The organism is Rhodococcus sp. (in: high G+C Gram-positive bacteria), from assembly GCF_049299235.1.
Lineage (GTDB): Bacteria > Actinomycetota > Actinomycetes > Mycobacteriales > Mycobacteriaceae > Rhodococcus.
In genome coordinates this window covers 47,111-62,514 of the sequence record NZ_JBAQXC010000114.1, presented here as the reverse complement: position 1 = coordinate 62,514, position 15,404 = coordinate 47,111, and the positions used below count along the sequence as shown (strand labels likewise).

The window sequence follows — 15,404 nt, the reverse complement described above, 5'->3', positions numbered from 1 at the left end:
GTCAGCCTCCCTGTAATCCGGCCGAGATGACGGCACGTCCGATGGGTGCGGCCACGGAACCGCCGGTCGCCGCGAGTGCCCGGTTGCCGCCGTCCTCCACGATCACCGCCACCGCCACCGTCGGCTGCTGCGCGGGCGCAAAAGCGATATACCAGGTGTGCGGCGGAGTGTTACGGGGGTCGCTGCCGTGCTCGGCCGTGCCCGTCTTGGATGCGATCTGGACACCGGGGATCTTGCCCTCTCCACCCGCATAGTTCTCGGCGCCGATCATCAGGTCGGTGAGCGTCGCCGCGACCTCGGGGGCGATCGCCTGACCCGCGGACTCCGGCTGGGTTTCGGCGAGAACCGACAGGTCGGGGGACTGCAGTTGGTCCACCAGGTACGGCTGCATACGGACACCGCCGTTCGCGACGGTCGCCGCGATCACCGCGTTCTCCAGCGGCGTCAATGCCACGTCGCGCTGCCCGATACTGGACTGTCCGAGCGCCGCACCGTCCGGGATCGGGCCGATAGTGCTCTTCGCCACAGACATCGGAATCGACATCTCCTCACCGATCCCCAATGCCTCGGCCTGCGCCTCGAGCGCATCCTTGCCGGTGTTGATGCCCATCTCCACGAACGCGGTGTTGCACGACCGGGCGAATGCCTCCCGCAGCGTCGCGGTGGGTTCTGCGCCGCACGTCGAACCGCCGTAGTTCTCCAGCGTCGTCGTGGTGTCCGGGAGCGTGATGTTCGGGGCGGCCGTGAACCGGGTGTCCGGGGTCACGCCGCTCGCGAGTGCCGCGGCGGTGCCGACGACCTTGAATGTGGACCCGGGCGGGTAGGTCTGCGAGATCGCCCGGTTCAGCATCGGCTTGTCCGGGTCGGCGTTCAGTTCCTCCCAGGCGGCGCTGGTGGCGGCCCCGTCGTGACCGGACAACCGGTTCGGGTCGTAACTCGGAGTGCTCACCATCGTCAGGATCTTGCCGGTGCTCGGTTCGATCGCGACGACTGAACCGGTGTAGCCCTTCGAGGTCAGTTCGTCGTACGCGACCTGCTGCATCACCGGATCGATGGTGCTGACGACGTTGCCGCCGCGCGGATCGCGTCCCGACACCAGGTCGAAGAAGCGCCGCCCGAACAGGCGATTGTCGGACCCGTTGAGGATCGCGTCCTCGGAGCGTTCCAGGCCGGTGCTGCCGTACTGCATCGAGTAGAAGCCGGTGACCGGCGCATACGCGAGCGGGCTCATCGGCGCTTCGGGTGCGGCCGGATAAATGCGCGAATACTTGTAGCGGCTGTCGGTGGGCACCGACACGGCCAGCATCTGACCGCTCGCGGAGATCTGGCCGCGCTGACGCGAATACTCGTCGATCAGCACCCGTGAGTTGCGCGGATCGGTGCGCAGGTCGTCGGCCTTGATGACCTGCACGTATGTGGCATTGGCCAGGAGCGCGGCGACCATGAACATCACGGCCATCGCGACCTTGCGGAGTGGACCGTTCATTCGCGCCCCATCATCTCCGTCTGCGCATCCGCGATCGGCGGCGCGGACTTCGTGCGCGGCTGGGCGGGTTCGCGGGCGGAGTGCGAAATCTTCATCAGCACGGCCAGCAGCAGGTAGTTCGCGAGCAGCGACGAACCACCGTACGAGACGAACGGTGTGGTCAGACCCGTCAGCGGGATCAGTTTGGTGACGCCGCCGACGACCACGAAAATCTGGATCGCGAGCGTGAACGACAGGCCGGCCGCGAGCAGCTTGCCGAAGCTGTCCCGCACGGCCAACGCCGTGCGCAGGCCCCGCACGATGAGCACGAGGAACAGCAGCAGAATCGCGGTCAGGCCGATGAGGCCGAGTTCCTCCCCGATTGTCGCGACGATGAAGTCGGTCTTCGCGAACGGCACCTGCGCGGGCCTGCCGCTGCCGAGACCGGTTCCACCGACGCCTCCGGTCGCCATCCCGAACAGGGACTGCGAAATCTGATAGCCGGTGTTCGCGTAGTCGGCGAACGGATCGAGCCAGGTCTGCACGCGTACCCGCACGTGGCCGAACATCTGGTACGCGAAGAAGAAGCCGACGGCGAGCAGACCGAAGCCGATGAGCAGCCAGCCCACCCGTTCGGTGGCGATGTACAGCATCACCAGAACGGTCGTGAACAGCAGCAGCGAGGTGCCCAGGTCCTTTTCGAACACCATCACGCCGATGGACAGGATCCATGCCGCGAGGATGGGCCCGAGATCGCGGGCGCGCGGAAAGTCCATCCCCAGGAAGTGTTTGCCCGCAGTGGTGAACAGGTCGCGCTTCGCGACGAGCACCGATGCGAAAAAGATGATCAACAGGATCTTCGAGAATTCGCCCGGCTGAATGCTGAACCCGGGCAGTTTGATCCAGATCTTCGCGCCGTTGACTTCGGACAGGCTCGACGGCAGCAGCGCCGGGATGGCCAGCGCAACGAGGCCGACCAGACCGAGCGTGTAGCTGTAGCGGGCGAGCAGCCGATAGTCGTGCAGCAGCACCAGGACCGCGACGAACCCGGCGATGGCCAGCGCCGTCCACAACACCTGCTGATTCGCGTCGGGCGACGGAATCGGCGTGCCCATGAACAGGGCGTTCTCCTCGTCGGCGAGGTCGAGGCGGTGGATCAGGACCAGACCGAGCCCGTTGAGCAGCGCGACGATCGGCAGCAGCAGCGGATCGGCGTACGGCGCGAACCGGCGCACCGCCAGATGCGCGACGAGGAACATGGCGGCGTAGGTGAGGCCGTACTTGGCGAGGTCCCAGGTGATCGCCTGTTCCTGGCTGGCCTCGACCAGCATCAGCGACACCAGCGTGATACCGATCGCGGCGAGGATCAGCAGCAGTTCGGTGTTGCGGCGAGTCGATTGCGGTGGTGCAGGGGCGAATCCACCCGGTGGGCTCGGGAAAGCCCCCGCGACGTGAGACACCGACATCAGGCGCCCACCCTGCAGTTCTGGCCGGGTACCTGCGGTACCGCCGGGGTCGGTTCGGGTGTCTGCACCGGAGTTTCGGGGGCCGGTGTACCGGGCGGGGGAGTGCCCGGAGTTTCGGGTGCGGGCGTCTCTGCCGGCGGCGGCGCTTTCGTGGTGACCGGCTCGGTTTCCGGTTCGGGTGGCGGAGCGGCCGTGCCGTCCGGACCGGGCGCACCGTTCACCGGGGTTTGCGGTGTCGGGGTCGGTTCCGGCTTCTCCTCGACACACACCGGCAGCAGATCACCGTCCACGAGTCGGCCCATCTGCGTTTTCGCGTCGTCGAGGGTGCCCGCCGGAAGACCGGTCCGCACCTGTTCGCGCGCGGCCGGCTGCAGATCGTCGACGAGCATGACCCGGCAGTTGGCGTGATCGGGTTCCATCAACGTCAGCATGCCCTCGTCGGTGACACACCCCACGAGCGCCTGTTCCTGCAACGAGTAGCCGAGCACATTGCCGGGCACGCCCCGCAGCACGGTGACCCGGCTGTCGTCCGCACCGACGTAGTAGTAGTTGCGGATCATCATGCGGCCCACGACCACTGCCGTCACGAGCAATGCCAGCACGACGAGCCCGGCGATCGGCCACCACAGGCGGCTGCGTTTGCGTTTCGGTGCGGGTTCGGTCTTGCTGATCACGCGTTTCGGGGTGGCCCGCGGCGGTCGCATCGCCGCGGCGCGGCCGGCGGCGGTGTTCGGTGGCGGCGTGTCCTCGTCCTCACCGGACGCGGCGCCCGCCACGATCGGATGGCTCTGCCCGTAGTCCAGATCGATGACGTCGGCGATGACGACGGTCACGTTGTCGGGTCCGCCACTGCGCAACGCCAGCTCGATGAGGCGGTCGGCGCACTCGTCGTGGCCGCCCTCACCCATCGTGTTGGCGATCGTCTCGTCGCTGACCACATCGGACAAGCCGTCCGAGCACACCAGGTAGCGGTCGCCGGCGCGCGCCTCCCGCACCGTCAGGGTCGGCTCCACTTCGCTGCCGGTGAGGGCACGCATGATCAGCGACCGCTGCGGATGCGAATGGGCTTGCTCGGCGGTGATGCGACCCTCGTCGACGAGGGACTGTACGAACGTGTCGTCGCGGGTGATCTGGGTCAGTTGACCGTCGCGCAGCAGATAGGCGCGCGAATCACCGATGTGGGCGAGACCCAGTTTGCTGCCGGCGAAGAGAATCGCGGTGAGTGTTGTGCCCATCCCGTCGAGTTCGGGTTCCTCCTCGACCTGATCGGCGATGGAGGCGTTGCCCTCACGAACCGCGGCGGCCAGCTTGCCGAGCAGATCGTCGCCGGGTTCGTCGTCGTCGAGGTGGGCGAGCGCCGCGATCATCAACTGGGAGGCGACCTCACCGGCGGCATGACCACCCATGCCGTCGGCGAGCGCGAGTAGTCGCGCACCGGCGTACACGGAATCTTCGTTGTTGGAGCGGACCAGTCCGCGGTCACTGCGCGCGGCGTAGCGCAATACCAGGGTCACGGGCGGAGCTCGATCACGGTCTTCCCGACCCGGACCGGGGTGCCCAGGGGTACGCGGACAGCGGTGGTGACCTTCGCGCGGTCGAGATAGGTCCCGTTCGTGGAACCCAGGTCCTCGACGTACCAGTCCGAACCCCGCGGCGACAGCCGAGCATGACGAGTGGACGCGTAGTCGTCGCTGAGCACGAGCGTCGAATCGTCGGCGCGTCCGATCAGCACCGGCTGGGTACTCAGCGTGATACGGGTGCCTGCGAGTGCGCCCTGCGTCACCACCAGGTACTTAGCGGACTTGCCGCGGCTCAACGACGGCAGCACCGACTGCTTGCCCGAGTAGCGCGGTAGCGGACGTGCCGTACCGGCGTAGATGTCCGAACGCAAAGTTCGTAGAACAGCCCAGATGAACAGCCACAGCAGGAGGAGGAAACCCGCCCGGGTCAGCTGCAGTATCAGCCCCTGCACGGCTCGTCCTCCTTCGGCGTGGTCGACCGATGCGATCGTATTCGGTGTGCTGAGGTCACCCACAATACGGACTGTGCACGGCTCGACGCACCGTCCGACGCGTCGGTGACGTGTCGGACCGTTTTCGAGTCGGGTCCGGTCGGGTGTCGATACCCGTTCAGAGGATGCGGACCAGGATCTCCGAGTGCCCCGCGCGGACCACATCGCCGTCGGCGAGCTGCCAATCCTGCACGGCCGCACCGTTGACGGTGGTGCCGTTGGTGGAACCCAGATCGGACAGCATCGCGACCGCCCCGTCCCAGCGGATGTCGATGTGGCGGCGCGACACACCGGTGTCGGGGAGGCGGAACTGGGCGTCCTGTCCGCGGCCGATGATGTTGCTGCCGTCACGGAGCTGGTAGTAGCGGCCGCTGCCGTCCTCGAGTTGCAGCGTTGCGGTGAGCACACGGCCTGCCGGCGCAGCGGCCGGTGGGTAGGCGCCGCCGCCGTAGTTGCGGTCGTCGTAGCCGCCCTGCTGCTGGCCGTAGCCCTGCTGGTCGTAGTTCTGCTGGTCGTACGCCGGATCCGCGTAGCCCTGCTGGTCGTAGCCCTGATCGGCGTAACCTTGCTGTTGGCCGTAGCCCTGCTGGCCGTAGTTCTGGTCCTGGTAGCCCTGGTCGGCGTAACCCTGCTGGTCGTAGCCCGCGCCACCGGCCTGGCCGTACCCCGCGGCACCGCCCTGGCCGTACCCGGCCTGGTACCGGTCGTCGCCGTACGACTGCTGCTGATAGTCGTTGCGGCCGTAGTCCTGGCTGTACGCCTGCTGCTGGTCGCCGTAGCCACCCTGCTGCTGGCCGTAACCCTGCTGGTTGTAGCCCTGCTGGTCGTAGCCCTGATCTGCATAGCCCTGGTCGGCGTAGCCGCCACGCTCGGCGCCGTAGGCCTCCGCCTGCGGCTGGCCGGCACCGCCGTCGTTGCGGTAGCCCTGCGCGTAGCGCTGCTCCTGGCCGCCATGCGCGTGACCGTTGCGCGCGTACTGCGGCTCGCGGTCGGCGGGCTCGCGGCCTGGTTCGTAGCCGGGGTTCTGCGTCATGGGGGTAACTCCTGGGTCAGGTTTCACGGTCGGGCGATTCTGGGGCGAACGCGAGGCCGGAGCGCGCGCGGAGGCGCGCCCGGTATCGGGATCGACCGAGCCGCGAGTGCGGTACTGCCCAGTGTGCAGCGCCGACGACGACTCGAAGGCAACATGGATCTCACCGTAGGTTTGCCACCCTTGTTCGCGAATGAAGTCCTCAAGGTGACGGGAGAATGCCTTCACCGTCAAGTCGCGGTCCGCGGCCAGGCCCTCGTGATCGGATTCGCTGATGGTGATGACGTACTTGTTCGGTGCGAGCATGAGCCCACGATCGAGCTGCTGGACACCGTCCGTCGCCTCCTGCTGAAGAGCGGCTTCGACTTCCTGGGGGACCACACCGCCGCCGAAGACGCGTGCGAACGCGTCGCCGATGGCGGCTTGCAGTTTGCGTTCAAAACGCTGCGCGATTCCCATGGCGACCCCCTTCCGGACTGTGCGTGTCGCGATGCAGTTCTCGCCCCTGCATGGTATCGACATTTTGCCCGATCCGGCTCCGGGGCGGGTGAACGAATGTCCAACATGATGCCTCCTGGCGGTCGAGGACATCACAAAATGTGCTGTGACCTGGCGAATCGTGATATTTCCAGAGGTTGTGTTACTGTTCTCCAGTCGCTCGGGCGAGTGGCGGAATGGCAGACGCGCTGGCTTCAGGTGCCAGTGTCCTTCGGGACGTGGGGGTTCAAGTCCCCCTTCGCCCACATTGAGCAGTTCCACGAACTGCGACGAACGAGGTCACGAACTCGAGAGAGGTCGTGACCTCGTTTTTTGTTGGATTGGGACGTCGAGGCGAACCTTCGGCACGACCGCCCGACCGCAGGTCTTTCGAGACGCAGTTTCTGTGTATCTCCGAATCTATTCTTCTGCTGCGGTGCGCTGTGGGCCACCGGGCGGCGATTCGCTGTCACGAGTTCGGTCGAGGAGGCGGTACGGGCCCTTGCTCGGAGATTGCGGCGCGTGTTACTGGTGTGCCGTCTTGGGATCGGCGACGATAGGCGGCGGCGTGGTGCAGGTGATGGGCGTCGTTGACTGGGCATTGTAAGCCTTGACGGTGCGTTAGACTGTAACGAGATCGGTGACACCTGAGTGGAAGTACGGTACGGGGACAAGAAGCTCGAGAAGCTGTGCACGGACGAGCGTGAGATGCGGAAGCAGAGGTCAGACATCGCTGACAAGCTCCGACGCCGCATCAAGGCTCTTGAGACGGCCAACAGCGTCGGAGAGTTGGTAGCCCACGACCCGCTGGGGAAGTGGCACCCCCTGAGCGCGAATCTCGACGGCTTGTGGGCAGGAAAGCTCAGCGCCAATTACCGGCTGCTGGTTCGGCCGGAGAGCTCGTTGGACCCGCGATCTGCGGTCACTGTGACGGTGATCGACATCGACGACTACCACTGAGAGGAGAAGCAACCATGACCGCGACCAACTACGCCGTACCTCCGGGTGAGTACTTGGAGGAATGGATTGACGAGCAGGGTTTGTCGCAGCAGCGGGTCGCTGACCTCCTGGGCTGCAGCCGCAAGCAGGTAAACGAGATCGTGAACGGACGCGCGCCTGTCACCAACGACACGGCTATCCGGTTGGAACGTGTCGTCGGAATCCCCGCTGATTCGTGGCTGCGGTACGAGGCGGCCTATCGGGCTGACCTTGCCCGGATCTCCGATCAGGAAAACCTTGCGGCACACGTCGTTGAGATCGAGCCAACCGCCGTCGCCTACCTTCGAAGTCTCGGAGCGACCAAGGCGACGCGACGGACTCCGGGGGCGCTCGTCTCGGACTTCCTTGCCTTCCACCGTTGTGGAACGTGGGACGCGTATGTCCACCTCCACGAGTCGGCATCGACTGGCGACTACGCACTTGCCGCGTTGAAAGAGTCGGGAGCCACGATCGCCCCGACGATTCTGACGACGTGGCTGCGTGCGGGAGAACTTGCTGAGCCGTTCGAACGTGGTCGGCGCTATGTCTTTGACGCGGACCAGCTTCGAGCGATCCTCCCGCAACTGCGCGAGCGGGCAGCGACCCCTGACCCGACGATGCTCCGGGATATCGCGGAGTCACTCGCCGACGTCGGCGTGGTCTTCATGGTCGTCGAGCCCCCCAAGAGCTTTCCCCTGCTTGGAATGACTCGTTGGATCGACCAACGAGTACCCGTGATTCAGCAGACTGGACGATGGGGCAAGGACGGTTTCATCATCTGGACGTTGTTCCACGAGATCGGCCATGTCCTGAATGATCCCCGGGGCGAAATGCACTTGGACTACCGCACAGAGACGATGCGCAACAGTGCAGCGGAGAAGTCGGCCAACAGGTTCGCGATGGACGTGTTGTTCGGTGAGGCCGGCATCACACCGTTCGAAGGGCTCACGCGGGATAGCGATATTGCCGCAGAAGCGAAACGACTCGGCATTGCACCGGGCGTTGCCGTCCATCAGATGCACCGTCGCAGGATTCTGGACTACAAATTCGGCAACCAGCTCTGCGTTGACTTGACCGGTACTTTCACCTCGTAGGCGTCCGGTTCGCCGAGTCCAACACCGCGTCCTTTTGGTTACCCAATGCCGGTAAGTTGAGTGATCGACTACCGGCGAAAGGGATGCACAACCTCATGGCGACGACGAACGCTTCGTTGATCTGGAAGATCGCGGAATTGCTCCGCGGCCCGTACCAGCCGAACCAGTACGGCGACGTCATCTTGCCGTTCACCATCCTGCGTCGTCTCGATGCCATTCTCGCGCCCAACAAGGACGAGGTGCTCGCCGAGTACAAGAAGGCCCAGGGGCTGAAGTTCGACCCGTTCGTGGTGCTGAAGTCGAAGTTCAAGCTGCCGTTCTTCAACACCTCCGTGTGGGACTTCGGGAAGCTCGCCGCCGACCCGGCCGGCCTCGCCGACAACCTCGTCGACTACATCGAGGGCTTCTCCGCGAACATCCGCGACGTCTTCGACGGCTACAAGCTCACCGAGCTGATCGGCGACCTCGACAAGAAGGACCGGCTGTTCCTGATCGTCAAGGAGTTCGCGAACGTCGACCTGCACCCGAATCGGGTCAGTGGCCATGACATGGGCTACATCTTCGAGGAGCTCATCCGGAAGTTCGCCGAATCCAACAATGCCGCCGCCGGTGACCACTTCACCCCGCGTGAGGTCATCGCCCTCATGGTGGACCTGCTGTACGCGGACAAGGACCTCGAACTCACCGCCCCGGGCATCGTGCGGACCATCTACGATCCCGCCGCCGGCACCGGCGGCATGCTCTCGACGGCGTTCGACCATCTGACGGAGATGAACCCGGACGCGAAGCCGGTGCTGTACGGGCAGGAGATCAACGCTCGCTCCTACGCGATGTGCAAGTCCGACATGGTCATCAAGGGGCAGAGCGTCGACAACATCTACCTCGGCGATACCCTCGCCGACGATGGCTTCTCCGGTCACCACTTCGACTTCCTGTTGTCCAACCCACCTTTCCGTAAAATGTCGGCGTGTTGTGGCAGTGTGTGTTGCTGTGGAGCAGAGCGACGGCACTCACGGGTGGAGGATGTCCTATGCGCGGCCTAGCCGCCGGCGCCTGACCTCCGCGGTGGCGCTCGAGTACGCGCCCACGATCAATGCCCGTGAAGCTGCGGTGGGAATCCGTCCGGGTCAGCCGTTCCTGCTTTCCCCGACCGGCCAGCCGGACGTCGATGTCTCGTTGTTCTTGGCGTCCGACACGTTCAAGCGACTGGCCGCCGACTCGCAGGTCTCGTATGCGATGGACCTCAAGGTGTTCCTGTCGTTCCTCGCCGTCCAGGAGGTGGATTGGCGGGATGCCACCCGTGATGACCTTGTCGACTTCGAGTTCTGGCGCAGGCGTGACGACCGCAATCCTCGGCGGGTGAGTGCGGCCAAGTTCTCGCGGGAGCTTGCTGCGATCTCGAAGTTCTACACCTGGCAGCAGTACCGGGGCAGAGTGAGCCGCTCACCAGTGGTGATGATCGACCAGCGACAGCATTCGGGGCCGCCGAGTCTGCGTCCGGAACTGCTGCCGAAAAGCGTGCGCTCGACCCGGGTGAAGTGGTTGACCCCACGCGCATACGTGCGGTGGCGGGACATCGGACTCGGCGGATACCTCCCCGACGGGACGCGAGACGAGCGGTGGCGCGGCCGCAACGACGGCCGCAACCTAGCTTTCGCAGAAACCTTGTGGTCCAGCGGATTACGGCTCCGCGAAGGCGGCTCCCTGGTGCTCGACGAGCTGCCGTCGTTCACCTCGGAACTGCAGTATGCCCGTGGCCGCGTGGGCGAATCGGTGGCCAAGGGTGGCCGTGGACGGGACTTCTGGATCTCGGGCCGCACCCTGAACCTGATCGACAACTACCGAGAGTCGACCCGCCGTGAGGCCGTCCAGCGTGCCCAGCGCGAAGGCCGCTACACCGCGATCACCACAAGGAAGGTGGTGGACCGGGTCGACAATCGCCGGATGGTCCACTACCGGGATGGTGACGGCCGGCCGGGCACCGTGCCGTTGGACAACCTCGATTGGAAGGACCGGCTCGACTTCTTCGTCGAAAGCGAGAGCGGTCTCGAGCCGTGGACGTTGTGGCTGTCGGAAGCCGGACTGCCTCTGCCGTACCGCACCTGGGAGGCCGTGTTCTCTGCGGCCAACGCACGCTGCCACGGACTCGGGGTCGACATTCGGTGCCACCTGCACATGCTTCGGCACTCGTTTGCGCTGCGCATGTTGGTCGCGCTCATCTACGCCCATGACCGGCGGATGGGGATCACAGCAGAGGACCGCCGTGAGTTCCGGCATCTGTTCGGCGATCCGTGGGTGCTCGTGCAAACGATGCTCGGGCACGCGAACCTGGCGACGACCCGGGACTGCTATCTCGAGCCGGTATCCGGACTGCAGGTCGAGTTGTTCCTCAACTCCGACCCGGTCGACGGGTCGCTGATCGACGACCTTGTTGCCCGGGTCGCCCAACTCTCGCCCCGAATCCAGGACAGCGAGGATCGGCGATGAGCCCGTCGACATCGGCAGCGTTGCCGCCCGCAAAGTACGCCCGGCCGTCCCTGGTCGACGGCGCGGTGAGGCAGGTGAACTTCGTCGACCAGGACGGTCGCAGCAAGGTTTTCGCCTTCACCGATATTCCTGCAGCACCAACACTTCTCGATGACCTCGTTCGTGCGTTCGCCAGCGGGGTCGCACCGGGAGGGCGCTGGCAGTCCGTCGCGACAGCAGAAGCGGCGGCCGGAACGGTCAAGCACCTGGCCCGCTACCTGACCGAGTTCCATCCGCACGTCGTCTCGTTGGCCGATCTGAATGCCGAAGTGTGGTGGGCGTGGCGATCGGAGAAGGACAAACACACTCGCTGGCCAGGGCAGGTGACGATGATGCGGGCCCTGCTGTCGGAAGCGACAATGCTGCCGCAGTCGACCCGTCGAGCGATGCGTGCGAAGGCCGTGAAACCGCGCAAGCGTCTCCCGGCAAATGACGCCTACACCCGGGAAGAGTTCACCGCGATCCGCACTGCGGCGAATCAGATTGTGAACCAAGCTCTTCGCCGAATCGAGGCGAACACCGCGGTGATGCAGCGCTACCTCGACGGTGACGAACCCGCCGACGCTCCGTCGTTCCGGGCTCAGGGCACACGGTGGACCATCGGATCCCTGCTGGCCCACCTGTCCCGCACCGGAATGATGCCGTCCCAGTACCTCGCCTGGGCAGTGAGCCAGAAGAGCTGCTTCGACCTGCGCGGTGTCACCACCCCAGCGCAAGCACTGTTCCCGAGCATCGACGAGGTGCAGTGCCTGATGGTCCTGCTCGTGTGCGAGCGAGGATTCAACCTGTCGGTGATGAACTCGCTGACCGTCGACTCGTTCCGGGCATCGGACCCGGACACTGAGGAACCCATTCACACCGTAGAAGTGGACAAACCCCGACGGGGAAGCCGGCGATACTCCAACGAAATTCTCGCCGGCGAAGCCGGAAAACTCTGGGAACGGGCGGTCACCCTGACACAGCCGTGCCGCGAAGCCCTGGCCTCGCTGGGCCACCCCACCGACACACTGCTGGTCGCCCACCGGCACAAAAACCTGAAGTCGGACGGTCCGTTCCGCACCGATTGGACGACCGCGTGCCTCGGCACCTCCAGTGCAAGCCGGACGGCAGACGGTCCGACGTGGACGTTTCGGCGGCTCCGCTTGACCGAGCAGGTCTTGAACCAAACTGCACGCCAGAACACCGAAACCGAGAGCGAGGACATCTACCGCCGCCCGGACCCGCTCACCGCAGAGGCAGCCTCCGAGACGATCGCCGCCGGGTTGAACGATGCCGTCGCACATGCACACGCCTCGATCCACGTCCGCGCGATGAGCACCAGTGAGGTTGAGCATGCGAGGCAGAACCCGGAAGCTGCGGCCGCAGCCCTCGATGTCCCAGTCCACACACTCAAGCTGCTCATGGCAGGGCGCCTGGATACACCGACGACGGCGTGTACGGACTTCTTCGGCAGCCCGTTCGTCGACGAGGCCGGCCAACCGTGCCCGGCCTCGTTCTTCGCATGCTTCGCATGCGCCAACGCAGTGATCACCCCGCGGCATCTGCCACGACTGGTCGTCCTCCTCGACACACTCGACGACATCGCGACCGTGGTGACCCCAACCCGGTGGGATCGGGACTTCGCCGAACACTACGCACGGCTGCGCACGGTCATCACGACCAACGCCACGACCGCCGAGATCGTTCAAGCACGCAGTGCTGCCTGCGACGAGGACCGAGAGATGGTCCGTCGGCTGCTGGGTCGGAGGCTCGACGGATGAGGGCACGCATCTCCGCGGTCCGGGCGGCCCCCATTGCTGTGGCCCTGTCGGACTCCGATCCGATCGTCCTCGACAAGGCCCGTATCGCACCCGCCCACACCGAGCCGATCTCGCGGGTCGGAGAGAGCCGCTGGGATCTGGTTCCACTGCTGCACAAGCCCACCGTTGCGGGCTCGCGGTCCATCAACTTCGACACCTTCCCGCTGTCGTTCCGTTCGGCAGCGAAGCGGCTCGTCTGGCTCTGTCTGAACGTGCCCACTCCCATGGAGGACCTGGAGCGGCCGACCGCGACGCGTTCGCAGCTGTCGGTCGGCTCCATCGTCGTCTATGCCGGTTTCCTACGACTGTGGATGGCATGGCTTGATAAGCAGGGCATCCACCGGCTCGACAGTGTTACCGACGACGTGTATCGACGCTACTGCTCCGAGGTCGCCGCCAGTGGGCTCGGCCGCGAGAGCCAGGCAAACCGACTGTTCGCGATCACACGATGCTGGCTGTACGGGCCGTATCTGCCCGACTCCGACACCTTGATTCGACCCTATTGGGAAAACGCACTCACCCGAGCGGACGTTCTCGGAGACGCCAAGTGGTCCGCGGAGAACCGTACCCCGCCGATCCACCCGCAGACCATGTCGGCTCTGCTCGTCTGGGCGATTCGGTTCTGCACCGACTTCAGCGCGGACATCCTCGCAGCGACCCGCACGAAGTCGAACCCGCCGCATCGTCCGCACCTCGATGGCTTGACCCCCAGCGAGCGTTTCGACAACTACGCACAGCAACAGGGGACGTCGTCCAAGAGAATTCCAGGGTTCTACCCGACCAATCGACCCGATCAACGCTGCATCGCCAAGCAGTTCATCGGTTGGCAGCTGGGCCTGGGCACGGACGATGTCCTTCACCTCGGTTCGATGGATCGGGTCTTCGGCGACCTCGATCCGGTCGACGAGGCAGTGCTGCCGGTATCGATCACCGGCACCATCGATACCCGGCCGTGGACCGGCGGCATCAACTTCTACGACGTCGACAACCTGTCCCGCCTGTTGGCGACCGCAGCATTTATCGTGGTGGCGTACCTGACCGGTATGCGCGGCGAGGAGTGCCGAGCATTGCGCCATGGCTGCTGCCGCACGACCCTCGAGGAGAAGACCGGGCAAACCCGGCACCTGATCTACGGCCACGTATTCAAGAACGCACTCGACGAGTCCGGCAACGCCCTTCCAGCTGGCAGCGAGCGCGACCATCCATGGCAGGCAATCGCGCCGGTTGCCAAGGCCATCGAGGTGATGGAGGCGTTGCATCCCGACAGCGACCTAGTGTTTCCGCTCCGGGCGTACACGCCGCTGCGGAACGCTGACGGAGACAAGGCCGTGCATCCACGCATGATTCGTGACCGCACAGCGGACCTGATCTCCTGGTGCAACGCCAAGGCCGAGAAGTTTGATCGTCCACACGAATCCATTCCCGCCGATCCCGACGGTCCAGTTGTCGTCAAACGATTCCGCCGCACCCTCGCCTGGTTCATCTACCGCCAGCCTGGGGGACGGATCGCCCTGGGGATCCAGTACGGGCACCTTCGCGGACACAGCACCGACGGCTACGGCTCCCGAGTCGCCAGCGGTCTGCGGGACGTGTTCCCCATGGAAGAGGCCTTGGCCGCGGCCGAGTACCTTGAAGCCGCCGCCGCCCGCCTCGACGACGGCGAATCCGTCACCGGGCCGGCCGCCCAGCGATATCGGGACGGCGTCCGCCTCTACCACCGACAGTTCGGTGGCCGGTACCTGACCAACCGCCAAGCCGCAGCCCTGAACGCGAACCCGCGACTGCGGATCTACGACAACAGCGAGCAGTTCGTGACCTGCTGCTACGACCAGTCCAAGGCCCTGTGCCACCCCGATCGGAACAAGTCCGTGGGGGTTGAGGCGTCACCGGATATCACGAACTGCCAACCGAACTGCGGCAACATCGCCCGCACCGACCGCAATATCGCCGACGTCGAAGCTGCCATCGAACAGACCCGCGACGAGATCGCGAGCACCACCATCCCGCTACCGCTGAAGGTGCGCCTGGAACAACGCATCGACAATCTTCAACGGGTCATCGACCACCACCGACACGCTGAAGGACGTCGATGATGACGGCAAACGCGGACGACGACGTGCGGCGGGCGATCCGCGACGCGATGGACCGTCTTATCGCAGGAGAACCCCTGCACTCCGACGGCAAGCTCACCATCAAATCGCTCGCCGAAGAAGCACAGACCAAACGCTGGCTGCTCACTCACCGCCACACCGACCTTCAAGCAGAGTTCCGAGCACGGATAGCAAACATCGACGCCCCAGCCGCTTTAGTGGTGCTTCGCGATGAGCGGGACGACGCACAGCGACGCATTGTCGAACTCACCGCAGACGTCACAGCCCTGCAGGAAACCGTCCACCAACTCGAACGGATCATTCAGATGCTGGCGCTGGAGAACGATCAGCTGCGTGAAGGTCAGCGCCCCGGACGAGTTGTGCCGATCGGGCCACGTCAGGGAGAGAAACAGTGAACAGAGATCGTTCCCTCACCATCTGGTCAGGAAAGAAAGAAGCAGGAGCATC

At 65.1% G+C, this 15,404-nt stretch carries 12 protein-coding genes and 1 tRNA gene; 8 read left to right on the top strand and 5 right to left on the bottom strand.

The genetic code is table 11. The features are described from left to right. Window position 1 precedes the first annotated feature (1 nt). The 5 genes from WAX14_RS07040 to WAX14_RS07020 form a co-directional block, all read right to left on the bottom strand. The gene (locus WAX14_RS07040; RefSeq protein WP_422627374.1) at window positions 2-1,486 is read right to left on the bottom strand and encodes a peptidoglycan D,D-transpeptidase FtsI family protein; all 1,485 of its coding nucleotides are present in this window, start codon (window positions 1,484-1,486) and stop codon (window positions 2-4) included. Further along, window positions 1,483-2,931, bottom strand: a complete 1,449-nt coding sequence (locus WAX14_RS07035) for an FtsW/RodA/SpoVE family cell cycle protein (protein WP_422627373.1) — start codon at window positions 2,929-2,931, stop codon at window positions 1,483-1,485. The genes WAX14_RS07040 and WAX14_RS07035 overlap by 4 nt, the downstream gene beginning before the upstream one ends. After that, window positions 2,931-4,445: a protein phosphatase 2C domain-containing protein gene (locus WAX14_RS07030; protein WP_422627372.1), complete on the bottom strand. Its 1,515-nt coding sequence runs from the start codon at window positions 4,443-4,445 to the stop codon at window positions 2,931-2,933. Before WAX14_RS07030 ends, WAX14_RS07035 begins: the two co-directional genes overlap by 1 nt. Next, the gene (locus tag WAX14_RS07025) at window positions 4,442-4,903 is read right to left on the bottom strand and encodes an FHA domain-containing protein FhaB/FipA (protein ID WP_422627371.1); all 462 of its coding nucleotides are present in this window, start codon (window positions 4,901-4,903) and stop codon (window positions 4,442-4,444) included. The genes WAX14_RS07030 and WAX14_RS07025 overlap by 4 nt, the downstream gene beginning before the upstream one ends. Before the next feature lie 157 nt (window positions 4,904-5,060). Continuing rightward, window positions 5,061-6,431 (bottom strand): DUF3662 and FHA domain-containing protein, encoded by a 1,371-nt coding sequence (locus tag WAX14_RS07020; RefSeq protein ID WP_422627370.1) that lies wholly within the window; start codon window positions 6,429-6,431, stop codon window positions 5,061-5,063. 201 nt (window positions 6,432-6,632) lie between these two features. Here WAX14_RS07020 and WAX14_RS07015 point away from each other — a divergent pair. The 8 genes from WAX14_RS07015 to WAX14_RS06980 all read left to right on the top strand — a co-directional run bounded on the left by WAX14_RS07015 (window position 6,633) and on the right by WAX14_RS06980 (window position 15,352). Beyond that, window positions 6,633-6,715 (top strand) — tRNA-Leu (locus WAX14_RS07015). A gap of 385 nt (window positions 6,716-7,100) precedes the next feature. After that, window positions 7,101-7,409, top strand: a complete 309-nt coding sequence (locus tag WAX14_RS07010; protein ID WP_422627369.1) for a type II toxin-antitoxin system RelE/ParE family toxin — start codon at window positions 7,101-7,103, stop codon at window positions 7,407-7,409. 14 nt (window positions 7,410-7,423) lie between these two features. Continuing rightward, window positions 7,424-8,521 (top strand): HigA family addiction module antitoxin, encoded by a 1,098-nt coding sequence (locus tag WAX14_RS07005; RefSeq protein ID WP_422627368.1) that lies wholly within the window; start codon window positions 7,424-7,426, stop codon window positions 8,519-8,521. 95 nt (window positions 8,522-8,616) lie between these two features. Beyond that, a complete protein-coding gene (locus WAX14_RS07000) occupies window positions 8,617-9,564 on the top strand; it encodes a type I restriction-modification system subunit M (protein ID WP_422627367.1) in 948 nt (315 codons plus the stop codon). Then, window positions 9,545-11,008, top strand: coding sequence for a site-specific integrase (locus WAX14_RS06995; protein WP_422627366.1), 1,464 nt, complete (start codon window positions 9,545-9,547; stop codon window positions 11,006-11,008). Before WAX14_RS07000 ends, WAX14_RS06995 begins: the two co-directional genes overlap by 20 nt. Beyond that, complete coding sequence (locus WAX14_RS06990; protein ID WP_422627365.1) at window positions 11,005-12,807, top strand: hypothetical protein; 1,803 nt, start codon at window positions 11,005-11,007, stop codon at window positions 12,805-12,807. The genes WAX14_RS06995 and WAX14_RS06990 overlap by 4 nt, the downstream gene beginning before the upstream one ends. Continuing rightward, on the top strand, window positions 12,804-14,939 hold the full coding sequence (locus WAX14_RS06985; protein WP_422627364.1) for a hypothetical protein: 2,136 nt from the start codon (window positions 12,804-12,806) through the stop codon (window positions 14,937-14,939). The genes WAX14_RS06990 and WAX14_RS06985 overlap by 4 nt, the downstream gene beginning before the upstream one ends. Continuing rightward, window positions 14,939-15,352, top strand: a complete 414-nt coding sequence (locus tag WAX14_RS06980; protein ID WP_422627363.1) for a hypothetical protein — start codon at window positions 14,939-14,941, stop codon at window positions 15,350-15,352. The genes WAX14_RS06985 and WAX14_RS06980 overlap by 1 nt, the downstream gene beginning before the upstream one ends. Window positions 15,353-15,404 lie beyond the last annotated feature (52 nt).

Excerpts from the sequence above, each read along its gene's own strand:
- WAX14_RS07040 (WP_422627374.1), bottom strand. The coding sequence starts at position 1,486 with ATGAACGGTCCACTCCGCAAGGTCGCGATGGCCGTGATGTTCATGGTC.
- WAX14_RS07000 (WP_422627367.1), top strand. The coding sequence starts at position 8,617 with ATGGCGACGACGAACGCTTCGTTGATCTGGAAGATCGCGGAATTGCTC.
- WAX14_RS06990 (WP_422627365.1), top strand. The coding sequence starts at position 11,005 with ATGAGCCCGTCGACATCGGCAGCGTTGCCGCCCGCAAAGTACGCCCGG.
- WAX14_RS06980 (WP_422627363.1), top strand. The coding sequence starts at position 14,939 with ATGACGGCAAACGCGGACGACGACGTGCGGCGGGCGATCCGCGACGCG.
- WAX14_RS06985 (WP_422627364.1), top strand. The coding sequence starts at position 12,804 with ATGAGGGCACGCATCTCCGCGGTCCGGGCGGCCCCCATTGCTGTGGCC.
- WAX14_RS07020 (WP_422627370.1), bottom strand. The coding sequence starts at position 6,431 with ATGGGAATCGCGCAGCGTTTTGAACGCAAACTGCAAGCCGCCATCGGC.
- WAX14_RS07035 (WP_422627373.1), bottom strand. The coding sequence starts at position 2,931 with ATGTCGGTGTCTCACGTCGCGGGGGCTTTCCCGAGCCCACCGGGTGGA.
- WAX14_RS07005 (WP_422627368.1), top strand. The coding sequence starts at position 7,424 with ATGACCGCGACCAACTACGCCGTACCTCCGGGTGAGTACTTGGAGGAA.
- WAX14_RS06995 (WP_422627366.1), top strand. The coding sequence starts at position 9,545 with ATGTCCTATGCGCGGCCTAGCCGCCGGCGCCTGACCTCCGCGGTGGCG.